Here is a 20,845-nt window from a genome sequence, read left to right as displayed (position 1 = left end):
ACCGGCGTCCCTCGGCGGGCGGCCGGAGCGGACGGCACGACGGGCCCCGCGGTACGTCCGCGGGGCCCGCTCCTGCGGCCTTCGCCCTCCTACAGGTACAGCCCGGTGGAGTCCTCCGACCCCTGCAGCCGCTCGGCCGCCACCGCGTGCAGATCACGCTCGCGCATCAGCACGTACGCGACCCCGCGCACCTCCACCTCGGCCCGGTCGGCCGGGTCGAACAGCACGCGGTCGCCCGGCTCCACCGTGCGCACGTTCTGCCCGACGGCGACCACTTCGGCCCAGTTGAGCCTGCGGCCGACCGCGGCCGTCGCCGGGATGACGATGCCACCGGAGGAACGGCGCTCGCCCTCGGGAATGTCGGTACGCACCAGCACCCGGTCGTGCAGCATCCGGATGGGCAGCTTGTCGTGGTGGGACGTCTTGGAGCTCACGGCAGAACCGTATCTCAGCCCGTCTCCACGGCGCTCAGCGGCGGCGCCGGGACGACAGCACCAGCAGCCCGGCCACCCCCACCGCCACCAGGGCCACCGGCACGATCCGCGCCGCCCTCGGACGGCCCTCCTCGTCCGTGAAGCGGTCCCGCACATCCGACAGCGCGTGGTTCACCGCGACGTACGCCCGGCCCGCGGTGCGGTCCACGGCCGACGCCGCCCGCGCCCTCACACCGTCGGCGATCGTCTTCGGGTGCACCCGCACCGCCAGCTCGTCCAGCGTCTCGGCGAGCTCCTGCCGCCTGCGGACGATCTCCGCCTCGATCTCCGCGGGGGTCCTGGCTTCCGACACCGCACTGCCTCCGTCGTCTCATCCGTCTCGTCCGCCCCACCCGGGCCGCCCTGTACCGGGATCCCGGCTACCGGACAGTCTGGCAGTTCCCTCACCTCCGATGCCCCCCGCCACCCCCGTCACACCCCGTGGCTAGGCTTTCGAACCGATAACGGCCCCGACCACGGGACCGCCGGCCCGGCCAGAGGAGTACCGATGAGCGAGCGACTGCAACCCGGCGACACCGCCCCTGCCTTCACCCTGCCCGACGCCGACGGCAACCCCGTCTCGCTCGCCGACCGCGCCGGACGCAAGGTGATCGTCTACTTCTACCCCGCCGCCCTCACCCCCGGCTGCACCAAGCAGGCCTGCGACTTCACCGACAACCTCGACCTCCTCGCCGGCGCGGGCTACGAGGTGATCGGCGTCTCCCCCGACAAGCCGGAGAAGCTCGCGAAGTTCCGCGAGAAGGAGAACCTCCGGGTCACCCTCGTCGGCGACCCGGAGAAGAAGGTCCTCGAGGCCTACGGCGCCTTCGGGGAGAAGAAGCTCTACGGCAAGACCGTCACCGGCGTCATCCGCTCCACGGTGATCGTCGACGAGGAGGGGAAGGTCGAGCGGGCGCTGTACAACGTCAAGGCCACCGGCCATGTCGCCAAGCTCATCCGGGACCTCTCCCTCTGAGCCCGCCGGGCCTCCGGGCCCCGGGGTCTCGGGGACCCGCCCCGGGGCTCCTCCCCCGGGCGGCGTAACCACCCCACGCGCCGTTCGTTGACCAGTGCGAGTCCGCGACGGAAGACCGAACGACCACGCGCGGACGGTTCACAGGGGGAGGGGCCATGGCCGCCGGTCGTGCGTACACACGGGAGGAGCTCTCCGAAGCCGTCGCCCGTTCCTCGACATGGGCGCACCTCATGCGCGAGCTGGGTGCGGAGGTCAGCGGGGGAAAGCGCCGCACGCTCCAGCGGCTCGTCGCCGAGTACGGAATCGACACGGGCCACTTCGGGCGGCAGAGTCCATGGCGGAAGTACACCGACACGGCGATCGCCGAGGCCGTCGCGGGTTCGAGCACGCTGCGCGAGGTCGTCACCAAGCTCGGCGCGACACCCGCGACGGGGACGCTCTCCCACATCCGGCGCCGTATCGCCGCCGCCGGAATCGACACCAGCCATCTCCCCGCGCTGAATCGTCCCCGGGTCGGTCTTCCGGTCGCGCCCGAAGAGGTGAGGAAGGCAGCGGCCACCGCCACCAGCGTCCGCTCCCTGGCGCGTTCCCTGGGCCTCGCCGACGACAGCGGGTCGCGTGCCGCGCTGCGCCGCATGCTCACCGAACTGGGCGTCGACGTCTCGCACTTCTCCCACGCGCGCATCACCGTCCCCGAGACGGCGCTCCGCGCCGCCGTCCCGAGCAGCACGAGTTATGCCGATGTGATGCGCCATCTGGGGCTTCCGGTCAACGACGCGAACCACCGGCGGGTGCACCGGCAGGTGGTACGGCTGGGCTTGGACACGTCTCACTTCAGGCGGCGAAGCAGACGCGAACCCCGCCCGAGGACGCCGAAGCGGATCGCCGGCGAAGTCCTGCGCGTGCGTCCCCGAGGCACACCCCGTGTGAACCACGCGCGATTGCGCCGGGCTCTGGACGAGATCGGCGTCCCATACCAATGCGTCGGCTGCGGCAACCCCGGCGAGTGGCGTGAGGCGGTGATGACCCTCCACATCGACCACGTCAACGGGGACTGGCACGACAACCGTCGCGGGAATCTGCGCTATCTGTGCCCGAACTGCCACGCGATCACAGACACATGGTGTGGCCGGAACCGGCGGGGAGCACCGTAGCCGACGACTCTCCGGGAGCGGCCGAACCGGTACGATGGGCGGCGACCGGCGGCCGTGATGGAACTGGCAGTCATGCTGGGTTTAGGTCCCAGTGGGGGTTTCCCCGTGTGGGTTCGAATCCCACCGGCCGCACGCACCTTGGATTCGAAGGCCCGGCTCGTTGAGCCGGGCCTTCGGTGTTCCCGGCGGACCGACCCCGCGGCCGTTGCCCCGCGGTCTCAGCCCAGCAGCTCCCGGACCACGGGGGCCAGGGCTCGGAACGCCTGGCCGCGGTGGCTGATGGCGTTCTTCTCCTCCGGGCTCAGCTCCGCGCAGGTGCGGGTCTCGCCCTCGGGCTGGAGGATCGGGTCGTAGCCGAACCCGCCGGCGCCGGCGGGTTCGCGGCGGAGGGTGCCCGCCAGGCGGCCCTCGACGACGCGCTCGGTGCCGTCGGGCAGGGCCAGGGCCGCCGCGCAGGCGAAGTACGCGGTGCGGTGGGGGTCGTCGATGTCGGAGAGCTGGGCGAGGAGCAGGTCCAGGTTGGCCCTGTCGTCGCCGTGGCGTCCGGCCCAGCGGGCGGAGAGGATGCCGGGGGCTCCGCCCATGACGTCGACGCACAGACCGGAGTCGTCGGCGACGGCGGGCACTCCGGTGGCCTTGGCCAGGGTGCGGGCCTTGAGGAGTGCGTTCTCGGCGAAGGTGAGGCCGGTCTCCTTGACGTCCGGGACCTCGGGGTAGGCGTCGGCGCCGACCAGGGTGAGGTCCAGTCCGGCGGCGGAGAGGATGGCCTCGAGTTCTCGGACCTTGTGGGCGTTGCGGGTGGCGAGGATCAGACGCTGGCTCATGGGGACCGATTATCCCGTTGCGGCGGCCGGAATCACCGGGCGGGCCGGACGCCGGTGCCGGCGTCCGGGGTCGGGGACCGGCGTCCGGGGTCGGGGACCGGAGCCCGCCGGCCCGGTGCCCGTCAGCCGGGGGTGCAGACCTGGGTCAGTTCGTCGGCCGCGTCGGCGAGGGGGCCGGCGTCCGGGGTCCTGCCCTGTTCGACGGATTCGCGGACGTCGTCGGCGGCCTTCTGCATGTCCTCGGCGACCCGGGTGATGTCGGCGTTGTCCGTGTTCTCGATGATCTTGTCGAGGTTCTCGTTGATGCGGTCCAGGGACCGGTCCACCTCGGCGGGGTTCTCGACGCCGTCGGCGACGGCCTGCTGGAGGGCGTTGGCGCTGTCCACGACGACGACGGCGGTGTTGGCGCAGTCCAGCGCGTTCTGGACGGTGCTGCAGCCCGCCAGGGGGAGGGTGAGGACGACGGGGGCGAGGGCGGCGGCGAGGGCGGTCCGTCTGCGCATGGGTCGTGGTCCTCCTGATGTCTGGACGGGCCGCACGGCTCGACCCGTACGGCCCGTGCCCTGTAGGACGCGTAAAGCGCTCGCAAAGTTCCGCGCTCCGCCCGCGTTCTCACCGGGCGTCACCCGGGCGGCCCGGACGGGGCCGTCGCCGAGGGCGGGCCGGAGGTCAGGCCGGAGGCAGCGCGTCCGTGTCCAGCGCGTGCCGCTGGGCGCCGTCGAGTTGGGCGCAGCCTGCGACGGCGAGGTCGAGGAGGGCGTCGAGTTCGGCGCGTGCGAAGGGGACTCCCTCGGCGGTGCCCTGGACTTCGACGAAGCGGCCGTCGCCGGTGCAGACGACGTTCATGTCGGTCTCGGCTCGGACGTCCTCCTCGTAGCAGAGGTCGAGGAGGGGGTTGCCGTCGACGATGCCGACGCTGACGGCGGAGACGGTGCCGGTCAGCGGCTGGGCCTTGGCGCGGAGGAGTTTCCTGCCGCGGGCCCAGGCGAGGGCGTCGGCGAGGGCGACGTAGGCGCCGGTGACGGCGGCGGTGCGGGTGCCGCCGTCGGCCTGGAGGACGTCGCAGTCGAGGACGACGGTGTTCTCGCCGAGGGCCTTGAGGTCCACCACGGCGCGCAGGGAGCGGCCGATGAGGCGCGAGATCTCGTGGGTGCGTCCGCCGATCTTGCCGCGGACGGACTCGCGGTCGCCGCGGGTGTTGGTGGAGCGGGGGAGCATGGCGTACTCGGCGGTGATCCAGCCCTCGCCGCTGCCCTTGCGCCAGCGGGGTACGCCTTCGGTGACGCTGGCGGTGCAGAGGACGCGGGTGTCGCCGAAGGAGATGAGGACGGACCCTTCGGCGTGCTTGCTCCAGCCGCGTTCGATGGTGACGGGTCGGAGTTGTTCGGCTGTGCGGCCGTCGATGCGTGACATGGGTGCGAGCCTAGTGCCACGGGCGGGGCGGCCGTTGGGGTGAACGGCCTGGTGGCCCGGTGCGCGGGGGCCGCCCCGGGGCGGGGCGGCCCGTCACATCATGTCCTCGATCTCGGCGGCGATGGGGTCGGCGTCGGTGCCGATGACGACCTGGATGGCGGAGCCCATCCTCACGACGCCGTGTGCGCCGGCGGCCTTGAGCGCGGCCTCGTCGATGAGGGCGGGGTCCTCGACCTCGGTGCGCAGGCGGGTGATGCAGCCCTCGATCTCGACGATGTTGTCGATGCCGCCGAGTCCGGCGACGATGTTCTCCGCTTTGCCGGGCATGTCCTCCGCCTTCCCGCCGGCTGCCGCCGGCCGTCTCGGCCCGTCCTGTGTCCGTGCCCCATCCGGACTGGATTGGCACATTAACCCACGTTATGCACACTTCGCGATAGGGGCCTCACCGGCTCCATACCGCTTCCCGGCCCCGCGGGGAAGAGGGTGCGGGCCCGCGGGCGGTCCGGGTACTGCATTCCGGCACTGTCCCCGTTCCGTCGGCCTCGTTGCCCGTCTGGGTGCTTTCGATGCCTTTGTTCGTGTTACAAGGTGACTTAAGCACTCTATTGCCCTTGTGATGCTTGCGATGCGGATGTGCGGCGCGGACCGCACGGCCCCACGGGAGGAAGCCGATGACCACGGCCACTGCCAGGACATCCGACGACGGAGGCGACGGGGGCGGAGGCGGCAGGGGCGGGGGCGGAAAGAGGCGCGGCGCGGGCGCGATGGCGGTGGCCCAGCGCATCGGCCGCAGTCTGATGCTGCCGATCGCGGTGCTGCCCGCGGCGGCTCTGATGGTCCGGCTGGGCTACGAGGACATGCTGGGCCGGGCGGGCTTCCCGGACTTCGTCAACCGGATCGCCGAGTTCCTGGCGGCGGGCGGCGGGGCGCTGCTGGACAATCTGCCGCTGCTGTTCGCCGTGGGCATCGCGGTCGGCTTCGCCAGGCGGGCGGACGGCTCGACGGGGCTGGCGGCCGTCGTGGGCTATCTGGTCTTCCAGCAGGTGATGGCCACCTTCAGCGATCCCAACCTGCCTCCCGAGGAGGGCGTCGCCCGGCCCGCGGACGCCGGTGTGCTGGGCGGTGTGGTGATGGGGCTGGTCACCGCCGTGCTCTACCAGCGCTACCACCGCAGGAAGCTGCCGGACTGGCTGGGCTTCTTCGGCGGCCGCCGGCTGGTGCCGATCCTGGCGTCGTTCGCGGGTCTGTTCCTGGGCGTGGTCTTCGGATACGCCTGGCCGGTGCTGGGGGCGGGGATCCACGGTTTCGGCGAGTGGCTGGTGGGTTCGGGCGCGCTGGGGGCGGGAGTGTTCGGGGTGGCCAACCGGGCGCTGATCCCGGTGGGCATGCACCATCTGCTGAACTCGTTCCCGTGGTTCCAGGCGGGTTCCTACGAGGACGGCGGGGTGCGGTACGAGGGGGACATCGCGCGCTTCCTGCACGGGGACCCGACGGCGGGTCAGTTCATGACCGGCTTCTTCCCGATCATGATGTTCGCCCTGCCCGCGGCCTGTCTGGCGATGTACCACTGCGCGCGGCCCGAACGCCGCAAGGTGGTGGGCGGGATGATGTTCTCCATCGCGCTGACCGCCTTCGTCACCGGGGTGACCGAGCCGATCGAGTTCACGTTCATCTTCATCGCGCCGGCGCTGTACGCGGTCCACGCGGTGCTGACGGGGGTGTCCATGGCGCTGAGCTGGGCGCTGGGGGCGCGGGACGGCTTCGGTTTCTCCGCCGGGGCGATCGACTTCCTGCTGAACCTGGGGATCGCGACCAGGCCGTGGCTGCTGGTGGTGCTGGGGCTGTGCTTCGCGGTGGTCTACTACGCGGTCTTCCGGTTCGCGATCACGCGGTTCGACCTGCCGACGCCGGGCCGGGAGTCGGACGCGGAGATCGCCGAGCAGGAGAAGGCGCAGTACCGGGCGTAGCCCTGTGCCGGTCCCTGTGCCGGTCCCTGTGCCGGGCCCTGCCGGGCTCGTGTCGGTTCCGGTGTCCGGGGTGCCGTACGGCCCGTGCCGCGCCGGCCGGGTCCGTGACCGCCGGGCCCGGCCGGCGGCCGGTCAGATCTCGTAGACGGCGCCGGGGCGGGCCATCTCCACGGGGCCGCCGAAGGCGGCCCGTGCGTCGCGCAGGTTGTGCTGGGGGTCCGTCCACGGCGGGATGTGGGTGAGGACCAGTCGTCCGGCGCCCGCGTCCCGGGCGCACTCCCCGGCCTGCCGCCCGTTGAGGTGGAGTTCGGGGATGTCCTCCTTGCCGTCGGTGAAGGAGGCCTCGCACAGGAAGAGGTCGGCGCCTCGGGCCAGGTCGCACAGGGCGTCGCAGGGGCCGGTGTCGCCGGAGTAGACGAGGGCCCTGCCGTCGTGCTCGACGCGGAAGCCGTAGGTCTCCACCGGATGCCGCACCCGGTCGGCGGTGACGGTCAGCGGTCCGAGCCGGAAGGTGCTCCGGGGGGCGAGGTCGTGGAAGTCGAAGACCTCGCTCATGGACCTCTCGGACGGGGTGTCGGCGTAGGCCGTGGTCAGCCGCTGCTCGGTGCCCTTGGGGCCGTACACCGGGATGGCCTCGCAGCGTCCTCCCTCGTGCCGGTAGTACCGGGCCACGAAGTACGCGCACATGTCGATGCAGTGGTCCGCGTGGAGGTGGCTGAGGACGATGGCGTCGAGGTCGTAGAGGCCGCAGTGGCGTTGCAGCTCGCCCAGGGCGCCGTTGCCCATGTCGAGCAGGAGCCGGTAGCCGTCGGCCTCGACGAGGTAGCTGGAGCAGGCCGATTCCGCGGACGGGAACGATCCCGAGCAGCCGACGACGGTGAGCTTCATAGGGGAAGGAACCTCCGTGGCCCGGGAAGAGGGGTTACCTGAGCGTAAGGCGCATGGGGGCCGGTGGCTCCTCCGCAGTGCCCCGTTGTGGGCGGAATCACCAGGGCGGGGGTGGTGCGGGGCGCGGATCGCGCGGCGCGCGGCCTCGGGGGCGCGCGGTCCCGGGCGGCGGCCGCCGCACCGCCGCTCCCGGCCGCCGGAGGGGCGGGGTACGGCGGGCGCGGCGGGCGGGCGTCGCGGACGTGCGGGTCGGGCTCAGGCCCAGAGCTGTCCCTGGAGGGCCTCGACCGCGGCCTCGGTGGTGGGCGCGGTGTAGATGCCGGTGGACAGGTACTTCCAGCCGCCGTCGGCGACGACGAAGACGATGTCGGCGCTCCGGCCCGCGCGTACGGCCTTGCGGCCGACCCCGATGGCGGCGTGGAGGGCGGCGCCGGTGGAGACTCCGGCGAAGATGCCCTCCTGCGCGAGGAGTTCGCGGGTGCGGGTGACGGCGTCCTCGGAGCCGACCGAGTAGCGGGTGGTGAGGACGGTCTCGTCGTACAGCTCGGGGACGAAGCCCTCGTCGAGGTTGCGCAGGCCGTAGACGAGGTCGTCGTAGCGCGGTTCGGCGGCGACGATCTGGATGCCGGGGACCTTCTCGCGCAGGTAGCGGCCGGCGCCCATCAGGGTGCCGGTGGTGCCGAGCCCCGCGACGAAGTGGGTGATCGAGGGCAGGTCGGCGTAGATCTCGGGGCCGGTGCCGGCGTAGTGGGCGCCGGCGTTGTCGGCGTTGCCGTACTGGTAGAGCATGACCCAGTCGGGGTGCTCGGCGGCGATCTCCTTGGCGACGCGCACGGCGGTGTTGGAGCCGCCCGCGGCCGGGGAGGAGATGATCTCGGCGCCCCACATGGCCAGCAGCTGGCGGCGCTCGGCGCTGGTGTTCTCCGGCATGACGCAGACCATGCGGTAGCCCTTGAGCCTGGCCGCCATGGCCAGCGAGATGCCGGTGTTGCCGGAGGTGGGCTCCAGGATGGTGCAGCCGGGGGTGAGCCGGCCGTCCTTCTCGGCCTGCTCGATCATGTACAGGGCCGGGCGGTCCTTGATCGAGCCGGTGGGGTTGCGGTCCTCCAGCTTGGCCCAGATGCGGACGTCCTCGGACGGCGAGAGCCGCGGCAGGCGCACCAGAGGGGTGTTGCCCACCGCGGCGATCGGCGAGTCGTAGCGCATCAGCGCATGCCCCCGGCCACGGCGGGGAGGATCGTCACGTTGTCGCCGTCGCTCAGCTTGGTGGAGATCCCGTCGAGGAAGCGGACGTCCTCGTCGTTGAGGTAGACGTTGACGAAGCGGCGCAGCTCGCCGCCCTCGACCAGCCGCTCCCGGATGCCGCTGTGGCGGGTCTCCAGGTCCTCGATGAGCTCGGCGAGGGTGCCGCCGTCGCCCTCGACGGCCTTCTGGCCGTCGGTGTAGGTGCGGAGGATGGTCGGGATGCGGACCTCGATGGCCATGGGTGTACTCCTGTGGGAGAGGGCGGGAAGCGTGTGGGCCTGGCGCGGGCGCGTGCGCGGGGTGCGGCCGGGCGGGCCGCGCGGGGATGGCCGTCCGGGTCAGACGCGGCCGGCCGCGCGGCACCGGCATGCCGCACCGCGGCACCGGGGAGACCCCATGGCGCTGGCGATGCGGCACAGATCGACGTGCAGGCGCGCCACGAGCAGCGTGCCCGGGGACTTACCCCGGCGGGTATCGCTCACGTCGTGGTTAACCATGGGCTCATCGTAACGATTCCCGCCTCCGGATCCGGATACCTGTTCCATGATGCGGACCCTGCCGTCTCACCTGTTGTCGGAGGCTTGTGGATCAGTCCTCGTAGGCGGTAACGATCCTGACCTCCTCCTCCGTGATCTCGCCGTCGACGATGCGGAAGGAGCGGAAGGAGAAGGGCCCCTCGTCGTTGCCGCACTCCGCGGTGGAGACCAGCACGTAGTGGGCGCCGGGCTCGCCCGCGTAGGCGACGTCGGTGCGCGAGGGGTATGCCTCGGTGGCGGTGTGGGAGTGGTAGACGACCACCGGCTCCTCGTCGCGGTCGTCCATCTCGCGGTAGAGCTTCAGCAGGTCCGCGGAGTCGAACTCGTAGAACGTGGGCGAGCGGGCGGCGTTGAGCATGGGGATGAAGCGCTCGGGGCGTCCGCTGCCGGCCGGGCCCGCGATGATGCCGCACGCCTCGTCGGGGTGGTCCCGGCGGGCGTGGGCCACGATCTTGTCGTGCAGCTCCTGGGTGATGGTCAGCATGGGCGACAGCATAGGCAGGGCACGCGGACGGGGCCCCGCCCGTACCGGTGTGCGGTACGGGCGGGGCCCGCGCGGTGCCGTGCCCCGGGGGGCGGGTGTCACTTGGCGAGCGTGGTGGCCTCGCCGGGCTCGGCGGCCTCGGCGGCCTCGATCTGCTCGTCGGTCTCGCCCGCGTCGCGGCGGCGGACGTAGTCGAGGACGCGGTTGAGCTCCCTCCTGACGACGGGCGCCAGCAGGTAGAGGCCGATGATGTTGAACACCGCCGCGAGGAAGAGGAAGGAGTCGGCCAGGGAGACCAGGGAGGACAGCGACATCAGCGCACCGGTGATGACGATGAGGCTGAAGAGCACCTTGTAGACGTTCTCGCTGGTCTTGCTGCGGCCGAAGAGGTAGGTCCACGCCTTCAGGCCGTAGTAGCTCCAGGTGATGATCGTGGAGAAGGCGAAGAGCAGGACCGCGACGGCCAGGATGTACGGGAACCAGGAGATCGCGGTCTCGAAGGCGTCCGAGGTGAGCGAGACGCCGGAGGCGATCGGGTCGCCGTTGGCGCTGGCCTCGCGGGCCGCCTCCCAGCTCGGGGTGCGGGCGATGACGATGGTCAGCGCGGTCATGGTGCAGATGACGACGGTGTCGATGAACGGCTCGATCATCGCGACCAGGCCCTCGGTGGCGGGGCGCTTGGTCTTCACCGCGGAGTGGGCGATGGGGGCCGAGCCGATGCCCGCCTCGTTGGAGAAGGCGGCGCGCTGGAAGCCGACGATCAGGGCGCCGATGAGGCCGCCGGCCACACCCTCGGGGGCGAAGGCGCCCACGACGATGTCCGAGACGGCGTCGGGCACGGCGGTGATGTTGGTCAGGATGACGAACAGGCAGGCGATGACGTAGATGATCGCCATCGCGGGGACCAGCCGGCTGGTGACGGCGCCGATGGAGCGCATGCCGCCGATGAGGACCAGGGCGACCAGGGCGGCGATCAGGATGCCGAAGAAGAGGGCGCCGCCGGAGCTGCTGAAGAGGCTGTCGTCGCCGCCGGTGACGGACTGGAGCTGCTCCAGGCTCTGGTTGACCTGGAAGAGGTTGCCGCCGAAGAAGGTGAAGAACAGCAGGGCGACGGCGGAGCCGACGGCGAGCACCTTGCCCACGCCGCCCAGGCCGCGCTCGGCCATGCCCTTGCGCAGGTAGTGCATCGGGCCGCCGGAGACGGTGCCGTCGGCGTGGACCTCGCGGTACTTCACGCCGAGGGTGCACTCGACGAACTTGGTCGCCATGCCGAGGAGACCGCAGACGATCATCCAGAAGGTGGCGCCGGGGCCGCCGATGGTGACCGCGATGGCCACACCGGCGATGTTGCCGAGGCCGACGGTGCCGGAGACGGCGGAGGTGAGGGCCTGGAAGTGGTTCACCTCACCGGGGGCGCCCTTCTGGTCGTACTTGCCGCGGACCAGCTTGAGGGCCTTGGGCAGGTGGCGGACCTGGGCGAAACCGAAGTATCCGGTGAACACCAGCCCCGCGACCACCAGCCAGCCGACGATCCAGGGGAACTCGGTCTCCCCGAGGGGGATGGTGTAGAAGACGATGTCGCTGATTTTCGAGGCGACCGGATCGACGAATTCGGTGATGGATTCGTCGATCCGTGTAGTCCAGGATTCGTTTGCCATGGGTTCCCTCTGGCTGTAGCGGCTGCGAGGACGTGTGGGGGCGGGTGCAACGGTGGTTGCCTGTGGTGCGGCGGAAGGACCGACCTCGGCGTCCGGTTTCGAGCGCAGTTTCCTCCGAAGTTCTCCGAGTTGTAAGACTCGGATAAAAATCGGGTTGGGAGTTCCTATCACGCTGCGCTACCGCGCCGGTGTGACCTGGATCACATGCTCATATTACGGTCGGGTCACACAGGGGAATCGAGGGATGAATCGGGCAGTCATCCCGCCCAAAGAAGCGTCGCATCCGATTAACGGAGAGTTTTAGTCACCCTGTGCGACGCGACGGGTTCACAGGGGCTTTTTAATGTATGGCACAAACAAATGCCGGAAGGCGGCGCGTCCCGCCGGCCCCGCCGGAAGCGGCGGCGGACCGTCGCGGCCCGCGCGGCGGGCCGCCCGGTGCATCAGGGCGCCAGGGTCTCCACCAGCGACTCCTGGAGCGCCCCCAGCCACAGGTACGCCATCACCATCGGCTTGCGCGGGTCGCCGTCCGGCAGCGCGTACAGCTCGTCGCCGTCCTCGTCGTCCGCGATCTCCAGGCGCGCGCCGATCGCCAGCCTCAGGTCGTTGAGCGCGCCGAGCCACCGGCGCGACTGCTCGGGCGTCAGGGTGAGCACCGCTCCCCCCTCGCCGGCGGGGGCGAGGGAGTCCAGGGTGCGCACGACGGCGAGGCCGTCCTCCCGTTTGCGGGCGCGCAGGTCGTTCTCGGTGTAGCGCCGGAACTCCGCAGCGGCCTCGCGCGTCTCCTCGTCCCCTCCGGCGCCGGGGCCGCCGTAGGCGTCGGGGAAGAGCCTGGCCAGTGCCAGGTCGGAGGGCGGCTCGGTGGGGCCGTCGGCCATCAGCGCGGCGAGCGGGTCCTGCTCGCCGCCGTCCTCGCCGGCGCCCGGGCCGGGCCCGATGAGCTCCAGGAGCTGGACGGTGAGGCTGCGCAGGATGGAGATCTCCACCTCGTCGAGCGCGACGGCGGCGCCTCCGGGCACGCCGGCCGCGGGCTGGAAGAGCCCTGCCATCAGCGGTCCTGCTGGAGGGTCGCCCACAGGCCGTAGCCGTGCATGGCCTGTACGTCGCGCTCCATCTCCTCGCGGGTGCCGCTGGAGACGACCGCGCGGCCCTTGTGGTGGACGTCCATCATCAGCTTCCTGGCCTTCTCCTTCGGATAACCGAAGTAGGTCTGGAACACGTAGGTCACGTAACTCATCAGGTTCACCGGGTCGTTGTGGACGACCGTCACCCACGGGACGTCCGGCTCGGACACCACCCGGGGGGCCTCGCCCGACTCGGGGCGGGTGATCTCGGTGGGGGCGACCGACAGCCGCGCCACATGGGCGCCGTGCGGACCGGGTACGCGGTCCGCGGCGGGCGGCCGCGCGACCGCGACGGCCGGGGGTGTCGTCCGGTGTGTGTCGTCGCTCACGGTCCCCATGCTGCCACCCTGACCGGGCGGTGGTGCAAACGGGGTTCCGGCGGGCGGCGGCGCGGTTCCCCGGAACCGGATATCGTCAAAGTGACGAGATTGGGGGTAGCATCCGTCCCATGAACACCGCAGACCTGGGCCTGCCGGTCGCCGTGCCGTCCACCGCCCTCTTCACCGACCACTACGAACTCACCATGGTCCAGGCGGCGTTGCGCGGCGGGACCGCCGACCGGCGCTCCGTCTTCGAGGTCTTCACGCGCCGTCTGCCAGAGGGCCGCCGCTACGGCGTGGTGGCGGGCACCGGAAGAGTCCTGGACGCGGTGGCGAACTTCCGCTTCGAGCCGGAGATCCTGGAGTTCCTGCGCGAGCGGGAGGTGGTGGACGAGCCGACCCTGAAGTGGCTGGCCGACTACCGCTTCCGCGGCGACATCAGCGGCTACCCGGAGGGCGAGGTCTACTTCCCCGGCTCGCCGATCATGCGGGTGGAGGGCACCTTCGCCGAGTGCGTGCTGCTGGAGACGGTGATCCTGTCGATCCTCAACCACGACTCGGCCGTCGCCGCCGCCGCGTCCCGGATGGCCGTCGCGGCCCGGGGGCGCCCGCTGATCGAGATGGGCGCGCGCCGCACCCACGAACTGTCGGCGGTGGCCGCGGCCCGGGCCGCGTACGTCGGCGGCTTCTCCACCACCTCCGACCTGGCCGCGGGCTTCCGCTACGGCATCCCCACCGTCGGCACCAGCGCCCACGCCTTCACCCTGCTGCACGACACCGAACGGGACGCCTTCACCGCGCAGGTGGAGTCCATGGGCAGCGGCACCACGCTCCTGGTGGACACCTACGACGTGGCCGAGGCCGTCCGCACCGCCGTGGAGGTGGCGGGCCCCGGCCTGGGCGCGGTGCGCATCGACTCCGGCGACCTGCTGCTGCTCGCCCACCGGGTGCGGCAGCAGCTCGACGAGCTGGGGGCGCGGGACACGAGGATCATCGTGACCAGCGACCTGGACGAGTACGCCATCGCCTCGCTGGCCGCCGCCCCGGTGGACGCCTACGGCGTGGGCACCCAGCTGGTCACCGGCAGCGGGCACCCCACGGCCTCGATGGTCTACAAGCTGGTGGCCCGGGCCGACTCCTCCGACCCCGGCGCGCCGCTGCGCCCGGTGGCGAAGAAGTCCATGGGCGGGAAGCTGTCGGTCGGGGGCGTGAAGTGGGCCGCCCGGCGGCCGGACGCGGACGGCGTGGCCGAGGCCGAGGTCGTCGGCACCGGCGAGGTGCCCGCGGAGCTGGCGGACCACCTGCTGACGGTGGACCTGGTCCGCGGCGGGGAGATCGTGGCGCGCGAGCGGCTGGAGGCGGCCCGCGAGCGGCACCTGCGGGCCCGCGACGGGCTGCCGCTGTCGGCGACGCAGCTCTCGCGCGGCGAGCCTGTCCTGCCCACCGAGTACACCGGGGGGTGAGCGCCGCGTGTCCTCGCACTCCCGCGGCGGACGCCGAGTGTCTATGGTCGGACACGTCCCGCCCCCGTCCCCCCGCGGACCGCGCCGGCCGCGGGCCGGCCGCCGGTCGCAACAGCCGGCCGCAGCAACAGCCAGCCACAGCCACTCCAGCCGAAAGGTGTGCACCATGCACCGGGCCCTGATCGTCGTAGACGTCCAGAACGACTTCTGTGAGGGCGGCAGCCTCGCGGTGGCGGGGGGTGCCGACGTGGCCGCGGCCATCACCGACCTCGTCGGGCAGAGCACCCCCGGATACCGCCACGTGGTGGCCACCCGCGACCACCACGTCTCCCCGGGCGACCACTTCTCCGACCGCCCCGACTTCCGCCACTCCTGGCCCGCGCACTGCGTGGCGGGGACCGAGGGCGTGGGCTTCCACCCGAACTTCGCCCCGGCCGTCGCCTCCGGCTCGATCGACGCGGTCTTCGACAAGGGCGCGTACGCCGCCGCCTACAGCGGCTTCGAGGGGAAGGACGAGAACGGCACCCCGCTCGCCGACTGGCTGCGCTCCCGTGATGTGACGGAGGTGGACGTGGTGGGCATCGCCACCGACCACTGCGTGCGCGCCACCGCGCTGGACGCGGCCCGTGAGGGCTTCCGCACCCGGGTGCTGCTCGGCATGACGGCCGGGGTGGCGGCGCGGACCACCGAGCTGGCGCTGGAGGAGATGCGCGGGGCGGGCGTGGAGCTGTCGGGCGAGCCGGTGGTCCGCGCCGCCTGAACGCGGCGGCGGCCCTGCGGTCCTAGCCGGCCGCGGCGCGGCGCAGGGCGCCTATGGGCCGCCAGAAGCCGCCCTCCGCGCGCGTCCCCTCGTCGGCGGGTGCGCCGGCGGCGCCGTGCTGCGGGGCCGGGCGCCAGACCAGGCCGTCGGGGTGGTGCAGTACCGCGCTGATCTCGTCGGGGGTGGGCGGCTCGGTGTTGCCGCGCAGGTAGACCGCGCGCAGGCCGAGGTTCCTCAGCCGGGTCAGGGCGCGGGCGCGGTTGGCCGCGTGGACCAGGAAGCGGGCACGCTGCCCGCCGTGCCCCGGCCGGGGCACGGAGAGCGCCACGACCACGCTGCCGTCCGGCAGCCTGGTCCAGCCACCGCCTGCCATCTTCACCACTCCCCCGTTATACACCACGTCAACAATGGCCACCCGCCCTCGGGCGGTACGCGCATTCTCAGCACGATCGGCCGCCGCCCGCTAGGGGGCGACGGCCGACCGTTCACTGCCTTACCGCGGCGACCTGCGCAAACGCAGCGTCACCGGGGCGTCACTCGGGTGTCACTTGGTGGAGGGTCCGACCTGGAGGGTCATCGTCCTGCCGTCGAGCGGCTGCTTGACGATCGTGATGCGGGTGTTGGTGTCGGGCACCTTCACGCTCGCGGTCGGGTTGGACTCGTCCCAGTACGTACCCTTGCGGTCGTCGAAGTAGGGCTTGCCCATCTTCGAACCGATCTTGGTGGCAACGCCGTTCTTGTGCAGGGTCATGCCACGCGTCGGGTACCAGCTGAAGGTGGAGTCGTAGGACTGGATGCGGTTGCGCATCGTCGTCCCGTCGGCCCACTTCTCGGCCTTGGGGTGCGCGTCGATCGGGAGGACCAGACCCTCACCCGGGTGGACCCTGGTGTTGTTGTCGAGCTGCGAGGTGTCCCACAGCCAGATCAGCAGACCGTTCTGGTAGGCGTAGCGCTCGACCCAGTCGGGACGGGTGTTCGCCCAGCCGAAGTTGTACGGGCCGGTCTTCAGCGTCTTGTCGTACGAGACGTACTGGCGGTTCTCGGCGATGTAGAACTGCGGGTAGGAGCTGGTGAACGAGCCCCCGATCCGGGAGAAGCCGCTCGCCGTCCACCCGTTGTCGTCGCCCTCGGCGCCGTCGGTGACGATCGCCCGGCCGTCGGCGGTGATGGTGATCTCGTCGGCGGTGAAGCCCTTCTCCGCCACACCGCCGTCGGTGCGGTAGTGGAAGCGGAGGTCGATCTTCTTGCCGGCGTAGGCGTCCAGCGGGAAGGAGAGGTCCTCCCAGCCGCCGGAGAAGCCGTCGAGGGCGGGGGCGCCGGAGGCGTCCTTGCCGAGCGGCTCGCCGTTGCGGGTGCCCTCCAGGGCGGTCCAGGTGGCGCCGCCGTCGGTGGAGACCTGGGTGTAGAGGTAGTCGTAGCCTTCCTCGATCTCCCACCAGCCCTTGAGGTCGAGCGACGCGGAGGAGGCCCCGGTCAGGTCGACGGTACGGGTCAGGGAGTTGCGCAGGTCGTCACCGCTGCCGCTCCACCACTGCTTCTCGCCCGCCGCGGGCTCCACGACGGAGGTCGTGACCTCCTTCTCGGGGAGCTCCACGATCAGCGCCTGCGGGTTCTTGCCCTGGTGGGCCGAAACACCCAGCTTGTGCCGCGACTTGGTGGCGGCCTTGGCCGTCTCGTAGTCCAGCCAGCCCAGGGACAGCTTGTCCCAGGCGGTCATCTCGCCGGCCCAGTCGCCGATGGCGTCCTTGCCGTTGTTCAGCCAGGAACCGGACGACATCAGGGTCCAGAAGGCGGTGGAGTTCTCGCCGCCGCTGGTGTCGTACAGGTCCGGCAGGCCGAGGTCGTGGCCGTACTCGTGGGCGAAGACGCCCAGGCCGCCGTTCTCGGGCTGCACGGTGTAGTCGCCGACCCAGATGCCGGTGTCGCCGATCTCGGTGCCGCCGGCCTTGTTGAACTCGGGGCCGGTCCTGCCGTAGTCGGTGCCGTAGGCGTACCAGCGGTGGGCCCAGATGGCGTCCTCGCCCTGCGCGCCGCCGCCGGCCGACTCGTCCTCGCCGGCGTGGACGAACTGGAAGTGGTCCAGGTAGCCGTCGGGCTCGTTGAAGTCGCCGTCACCGTCGAAGTCGTAGCGGTCCCACTGGTCGTACTCGGCCAGCTGGGCCTTGATCTCCTCGGTGGTGCTGCCGGCGGCCTTCTGGTCGGCGACCCACTGGTTCACACCGTCGCGGACGGCGTCCCAGACGGTGTTGCAGGTGCTCTGACCACAGGCGTTGTTGCCGTAACGGGCCTCGTTGTAGTCGACCTTGACCCAGTCGGAGACCATGCCGTCGACGGAGTACTTACCGGAGGACTGGGTCTCGTAGTACGTCTTGAGCGAGCCCTTGCCCTCTCCGAAGTAGATCTCCTCGAAGTGCTCCTGGCTGAAGTCCTCCTTCCACAGGGTGGTGTTGTCCTGCTTGCGGTCGGGCTCGGCGATCTGGTTGTGCAGCGGACCGGGGGTGCCGCCGAACCGGGGGTCGATCTTGTCACCGAACTCGAGGAGAATGGTGAAGATCTTGTCGGTCTTGGTCTGCTCCATCTCGACGTACTTGTCGTCGCCGAGCTTCATGACCTTGGAGCCGTTCTTGGTCACGGGCTTCTGGCCGGAGGCGAGCCGCTCAAGGGCCGCGAGGCGCTGGGAGCGCTGCTTCTTGGTGAGCGGGCCGGGCAGGTCGTGGTCGACGTGCTTGCCGTCCTTGTCCTTGCCGTGCTTGTGCCCGCCCCTGGCGTGGTCGCCGTGTTCCGCGGCGGCCGGGTCACGGCCGTCGGGTGCGGTGCCCTCGTGGGCGTAGGCGGTGCCGGCGGTCAGAAAGGTCGCCCCTATGACGGCGACCGTCGTGGCCAGGGCGGCGGATCTGATCGTCCTCCGTTGGCTCTTCACTAGGTATTGCCCTCCCCATGCATGGCCATGGCACGTGTGTGCACACGCGTGGAGGCATTCGACATGAGCGGCGGCCGAAAAAACAGTCCTTGATTTGAACACGCCACGCAAGTACCGTGTCCGGCCAGCCAATTGCGGAGTCCGGAGACCGGACGGTAACGGCCGATGACGGTGCGGCCGGGGCGTGACTCCGTGCGCCCCCTGTGCATCGGCGCGTCGGTGGCGGCGGGTCAGGTCGCGCTTACCCGCGACTGCGTACGGGCATCCGGCATCGTAGAGTCGTTCGACGGACCACGTTCGCCGTCCGGCGACCTCGCCCCCGGTCAACCACCGATCCCGGAGGACGGATTCCGTCATGCCGCGTCCGAATCCCGCACAGCTCGCCTACGGCTCGGCCACCGTCATCCTCTCGGCTCTCGCGATGCTGCTGGTGTCGCAGGCGCGTTCGGGGGCCGGGATCGCGGTCATCGCGAGTGCGGCGCTCGCGCTCGGACTGCTCGTCGCGGCCAGGGTGCCTCTCCGGCGCTCCCCCGGGGCCTCGCGTACGGCGGCCGGCACGGTGCCCGCGCAGCGCGGCGCGGAGAGCGCCGACGGCGGCCGGCGTCTGGCGGAGACCTCCTCGCGCCGCTGACCCGGCCGGGCCGCGGGCCGGCGGGCCGCGCGCACCGGCCGTACGTCCCTCTCCCGCGCCGGGCGCTCCGCCCGCGCCGCCCTCCTCGGGGCGGCGCGGCCTGCGTATCCGGCACGGCGTTCGCGTTCTCATGCTCAGAGTCGACCGCGCCGCGGCGCACCGCGCATCAGGGGTGGGCCGTCCGGGGGACTCCCCGGAGCGTCATCGGCCGGGACGTCATCCGGCCGGGACGGACTCCTCGGTACCGCGCGCCACGAAGGTGCGCGCCGCCTTGTCGTGCCAGCACTGCCGCCAGGGCCGGTCGAACAGGCACCACAGCACGTTCACCACGCCGATGCCCACCGGCGCCAGCAGTCCGTACACCAGCCAGCGGCGCAGCGCGGCGCCGAAGGAGGGGGTGTCCTGCTCCTCGATGTCCAGCACTTGGACGCCGAACAGCTTCTTGCCGAGCGTGCGGCCCCAACGGGCGGTGGGCAGCACCTCGTAGAGGAGGCCGAACAGGAACAGGGCGCCGAGCACGATCGCCAGGTAGACGCCGGTGGTGCCGTCGACCAGCCAGATCTGCCGTGTCTCACCGGCCTGTTCGGCCGCCTCCACCTGCTTGCGGAAGTGCTCGGCGCTGGGGCCGGCGAACGGGAGGGCCACCGCCGCGGCCACCGCCGCGGTGAGGACGCCGTCCACCAGGCGGGCGCCCAGCCTGCGTCCGAGCCCTGCGGGGCGGGCCTGCCGCTGGGCGGCCCGCAGGAAGGGGTCGTCGACCGGAGGACGCCAGGGCACGACCTGCTCGGGACCGCCGGGCCGCCCGGCCGGCGACTGCTGCTGCGGCACGGCGGGGGCGGACGCGTGCGGCAGGGGGGCGTGCGGCAGGGGGGCGTGGGGCGTGGAGGCCGGCGGCGCGGGGGCCGGAGCGGCGGACGCGGGGGCGCGCTGGGCCAGTTCGTGCACCTGCCGCGTCCAGGAGGGCTGCGCGGAAGCGGGGCCGACGGGCGCGGCGGGGCCCGCCGGCTCGGCGGGCACGGGCGCCGCGGGCGCGCTCGGCACCGGTGCGGCCGGGGCGCCCACCGCGGGCGCCTCCGTACGGCGCAGCCCCACGGTGTCCTCGCGCCCGGCGGACCGTCCGCCCGCCGCCGGAGCGGTGCCCTCGGGACGTACGGGCCGCATCCGCACGGTGCCCTCGTCGCGCGGCTGCGCGTTCCCGGTGTTCTCGCCGTCCGCCGGTCCGGCGCCCTCGGCGCGGCCGGAGCCGCCGCGCGGATCCGGGCCCGGTCCCAGCGCCTGCGGGGCGCGGCCCGCGCCCAGCGCCGGTGGCGCGGCCGGGGCCGCCCCCTCGCCGGCACCGCCCGCACCGCCCGCACCCCAGGAGACGCGGCCGTCCCGCTCTCCGTCGAAGCCCGTCTGCCGTGCGGCGTCGGCCTGCCAGGCGGACGCGGGCTCGGGCCGGACACCGTGCAGCCGGGAGGGGTCGTCCCAGGTGGTCACCCGGTCCCCCGGGCGGATCTCCACCTCGCCGCGCCCGCGCGGCTGGGGCAGGAAGTCGCCCGGGGCGCGCGCCGGGGCCGCGGCCCGGTCCCCGGTGGTCTCCTCCTCGTCCAGGAAGACCGGGCCGGTCTCCTCCTGCGGGGACTCACCCGGCACGGAGGGCGCGGCCGGTACCGGGGAGGCGGTGGGCGAGGGAGCGGCGGGCGAGGGCGGACGAGGGGCCTGCACCACCACCCCGGGGGGCGCCGCGGGCATCGGCTCGCCCTCGCGCGGTTCGGGACGGCTCGTTCCCGGCACCCACGCGGCGCCGTTCCAGTAGCGGATGTATCCCGGAATGGACGGGTCGGGGTAGTAGCCCGGGCCCGGGCTGCCGTTGGCGGATGCTGACGGAGGGGCGCTCATGTGTCCGGTCCCGTATCTGCTCGGCCGTCGCTGTGGCGTGTGCCGCTCCCCGTCCGGCGGCGCAACCGGGGAGCGCTGGCTCCACATCTACCAGAGACGGGAGGTCTCTCGCCCCGGCCATCGGCGAC

General features: G+C 72.1%; 23 protein-coding genes and 1 tRNA gene. 7 read left to right on the top strand and 17 right to left on the bottom strand.

Annotated features, from left to right (window positions below):
• Positions 1-89 precede the first annotated feature (89 nt).
• Together QPK52_RS17365 and QPK52_RS17360 are read right to left on the bottom strand one after the other, a co-directional pair.
• Positions 90-392 (bottom strand): GroES family chaperonin, encoded by a 303-nt coding sequence (locus QPK52_RS17365; protein WP_093655608.1) that lies wholly within the window; start codon positions 390-392, stop codon positions 90-92.
• Between the two features lie 76 nt (positions 393-468).
• On the bottom strand, positions 469-786 hold the full coding sequence (locus QPK52_RS17360; protein WP_410538403.1) for a DUF3618 domain-containing protein: 318 nt from the start codon (positions 784-786) through the stop codon (positions 469-471).
• Between the two features lie 195 nt (positions 787-981).
• Between QPK52_RS17360 and bcp the strand changes: the two genes are divergently transcribed.
• The 3 genes from bcp (at position 982) to QPK52_RS17345 (ending at position 2,735) form a co-directional block, all read left to right on the top strand.
• Positions 982-1,449, top strand: coding sequence for a thioredoxin-dependent thiol peroxidase (gene bcp, locus QPK52_RS17355; RefSeq protein ID WP_410538402.1), 468 nt, complete (start codon positions 982-984; stop codon positions 1,447-1,449).
• A 155-nt stretch (positions 1,450-1,604) separates the two neighbouring features.
• Positions 1,605-2,603, top strand: coding sequence for an HNH endonuclease (locus QPK52_RS17350; protein WP_410538401.1), 999 nt, complete (start codon positions 1,605-1,607; stop codon positions 2,601-2,603).
• 48 nt (positions 2,604-2,651) lie between these two features.
• Positions 2,652-2,735, top strand: a tRNA-Leu gene (locus QPK52_RS17345).
• 86 nt (positions 2,736-2,821) lie between these two features.
• On the opposite strand, the gene rdgB is transcribed toward QPK52_RS17345, so the two are convergent.
• From rdgB to QPK52_RS17325, 4 genes are all read right to left on the bottom strand, one after another.
• Entirely contained in the window at positions 2,822-3,427 is a 606-nt protein-coding gene (rdgB, locus tag QPK52_RS17340; RefSeq protein WP_410538400.1) for an RdgB/HAM1 family non-canonical purine NTP pyrophosphatase, read from the bottom strand.
• Between the two features lie 122 nt (positions 3,428-3,549).
• A complete protein-coding gene (locus QPK52_RS17335) occupies positions 3,550-3,930 on the bottom strand; it encodes a hypothetical protein (RefSeq protein ID WP_410538399.1) in 381 nt (126 codons plus the stop codon).
• A 166-nt stretch (positions 3,931-4,096) separates the two neighbouring features.
• Positions 4,097-4,840, bottom strand: coding sequence for a ribonuclease PH (rph, locus tag QPK52_RS17330; RefSeq protein WP_410538398.1), 744 nt, complete (start codon positions 4,838-4,840; stop codon positions 4,097-4,099).
• A gap of 93 nt (positions 4,841-4,933) precedes the next feature.
• Positions 4,934-5,167 carry a glucose PTS transporter subunit EIIB gene (locus QPK52_RS17325; RefSeq protein WP_410538397.1) on the bottom strand — a complete coding sequence of 78 codons (234 nt, stop codon included), beginning with the start codon at positions 5,165-5,167 and terminating at the stop codon, positions 4,934-4,936.
• Positions 5,168-5,604: 437 nt separating this feature from the next.
• Here QPK52_RS17325 and QPK52_RS17320 point away from each other — a divergent pair, with 437 nt between their 5' ends.
• Positions 5,605-6,807, top strand: coding sequence for a PTS transporter subunit EIIC (locus QPK52_RS17320; RefSeq protein ID WP_410540366.1), 1,203 nt, complete (start codon positions 5,605-5,607; stop codon positions 6,805-6,807).
• 132 nt (positions 6,808-6,939) lie between these two features.
• Here the strand turns inward: QPK52_RS17320 and QPK52_RS17315 are convergent, their stop codons facing one another.
• From QPK52_RS17315 to clpS, 8 genes are all read right to left on the bottom strand, one after another.
• On the bottom strand, positions 6,940-7,695 hold the full coding sequence (locus tag QPK52_RS17315) for an MBL fold metallo-hydrolase (protein ID WP_410538396.1): 756 nt from the start codon (positions 7,693-7,695) through the stop codon (positions 6,940-6,942).
• Between the two features lie 255 nt (positions 7,696-7,950).
• Positions 7,951-8,901 carry a PLP-dependent cysteine synthase family protein gene (locus QPK52_RS17310; protein WP_410538395.1) on the bottom strand — a complete coding sequence of 317 codons (951 nt, stop codon included), beginning with the start codon at positions 8,899-8,901 and terminating at the stop codon, positions 7,951-7,953.
• Positions 8,901-9,179 carry a MoaD/ThiS family protein gene (locus QPK52_RS17305; protein ID WP_093654152.1) on the bottom strand — a complete coding sequence of 93 codons (279 nt, stop codon included), beginning with the start codon at positions 9,177-9,179 and terminating at the stop codon, positions 8,901-8,903. Before QPK52_RS17305 ends, QPK52_RS17310 begins: the two co-directional genes overlap by 1 nt.
• Before the next feature lie 99 nt (positions 9,180-9,278).
• Positions 9,279-9,437, bottom strand: a complete 159-nt coding sequence (locus QPK52_RS17300) for a putative leader peptide (protein ID WP_410538394.1) — start codon at positions 9,435-9,437, stop codon at positions 9,279-9,281.
• A 91-nt stretch (positions 9,438-9,528) separates the two neighbouring features.
• Positions 9,529-9,960: a Mov34/MPN/PAD-1 family protein gene (locus tag QPK52_RS17295; RefSeq protein WP_410538393.1), complete on the bottom strand. Its 432-nt coding sequence runs from the start codon at positions 9,958-9,960 to the stop codon at positions 9,529-9,531.
• A 98-nt stretch (positions 9,961-10,058) separates the two neighbouring features.
• Positions 10,059-11,618, bottom strand: a complete 1,560-nt coding sequence (locus tag QPK52_RS17290) for an alanine/glycine:cation symporter family protein (RefSeq protein ID WP_410538392.1) — start codon at positions 11,616-11,618, stop codon at positions 10,059-10,061.
• A gap of 443 nt (positions 11,619-12,061) precedes the next feature.
• Complete coding sequence (locus QPK52_RS17285; RefSeq protein WP_410538391.1) at positions 12,062-12,667, bottom strand: DUF2017 domain-containing protein; 606 nt, start codon at positions 12,665-12,667, stop codon at positions 12,062-12,064.
• On the bottom strand, positions 12,667-12,978 hold the full coding sequence (gene clpS, locus QPK52_RS17280; RefSeq protein WP_245769831.1) for an ATP-dependent Clp protease adapter ClpS: 312 nt from the start codon (positions 12,976-12,978) through the stop codon (positions 12,667-12,669). The genes QPK52_RS17285 and clpS overlap by 1 nt, the downstream gene beginning before the upstream one ends.
• 212 nt (positions 12,979-13,190) lie before the next feature.
• On the opposite strand from clpS, the gene QPK52_RS17275 reads away from it, so the two are divergent.
• Both QPK52_RS17275 and QPK52_RS17270 read left to right on the top strand, forming a co-directional pair.
• Positions 13,191-14,525, top strand: coding sequence for a nicotinate phosphoribosyltransferase (locus QPK52_RS17275; RefSeq protein WP_410538390.1), 1,335 nt, complete (start codon positions 13,191-13,193; stop codon positions 14,523-14,525).
• Positions 14,526-14,691: 166 nt separating this feature from the next.
• Positions 14,692-15,285, top strand: a complete 594-nt coding sequence (locus tag QPK52_RS17270; protein WP_410538389.1) for an isochorismatase family protein — start codon at positions 14,692-14,694, stop codon at positions 15,283-15,285.
• Positions 15,286-15,307: 22 nt separating this feature from the next.
• On the opposite strand, the gene QPK52_RS17265 is transcribed toward QPK52_RS17270, so the two are convergent.
• Together QPK52_RS17265 and QPK52_RS17260 are read right to left on the bottom strand one after the other, a co-directional pair.
• Entirely contained in the window at positions 15,308-15,658 is a 351-nt protein-coding gene (locus QPK52_RS17265) for a hypothetical protein (RefSeq protein WP_410540365.1), read from the bottom strand.
• Positions 15,659-15,829: 171 nt separating this feature from the next.
• The gene (locus QPK52_RS17260; protein WP_410538388.1) at positions 15,830-18,205 is read right to left on the bottom strand and encodes an immune inhibitor A domain-containing protein; all 2,376 of its coding nucleotides are present in this window, start codon (positions 18,203-18,205) and stop codon (positions 15,830-15,832) included.
• 355 nt (positions 18,206-18,560) lie between these two features.
• On the opposite strand from QPK52_RS17260, the gene QPK52_RS17255 reads away from it, so the two are divergent.
• The gene (locus QPK52_RS17255) at positions 18,561-18,836 is read left to right on the top strand and encodes a hypothetical protein (protein WP_410538387.1); all 276 of its coding nucleotides are present in this window, start codon (positions 18,561-18,563) and stop codon (positions 18,834-18,836) included.
• A gap of 216 nt (positions 18,837-19,052) precedes the next feature.
• Here QPK52_RS17255 and QPK52_RS17250 read toward each other — a convergent pair whose 3' ends face one another.
• Complete coding sequence (locus QPK52_RS17250; RefSeq protein ID WP_410538386.1) at positions 19,053-20,717, bottom strand: RDD family protein; 1,665 nt, start codon at positions 20,715-20,717, stop codon at positions 19,053-19,055.
• Between the last annotated feature and the right edge of the window lie 128 nt (positions 20,718-20,845).

Origin of the sequence: Streptomyces sp. KL2, assembly GCF_046529545.1 — a bacterium.
GTDB lineage: Bacteria > Actinomycetota > Actinomycetes > Streptomycetales > Streptomycetaceae > Streptomyces > Streptomyces radiopugnans.
This window is presented reverse-complemented; position numbering and strand designations above follow the sequence as displayed.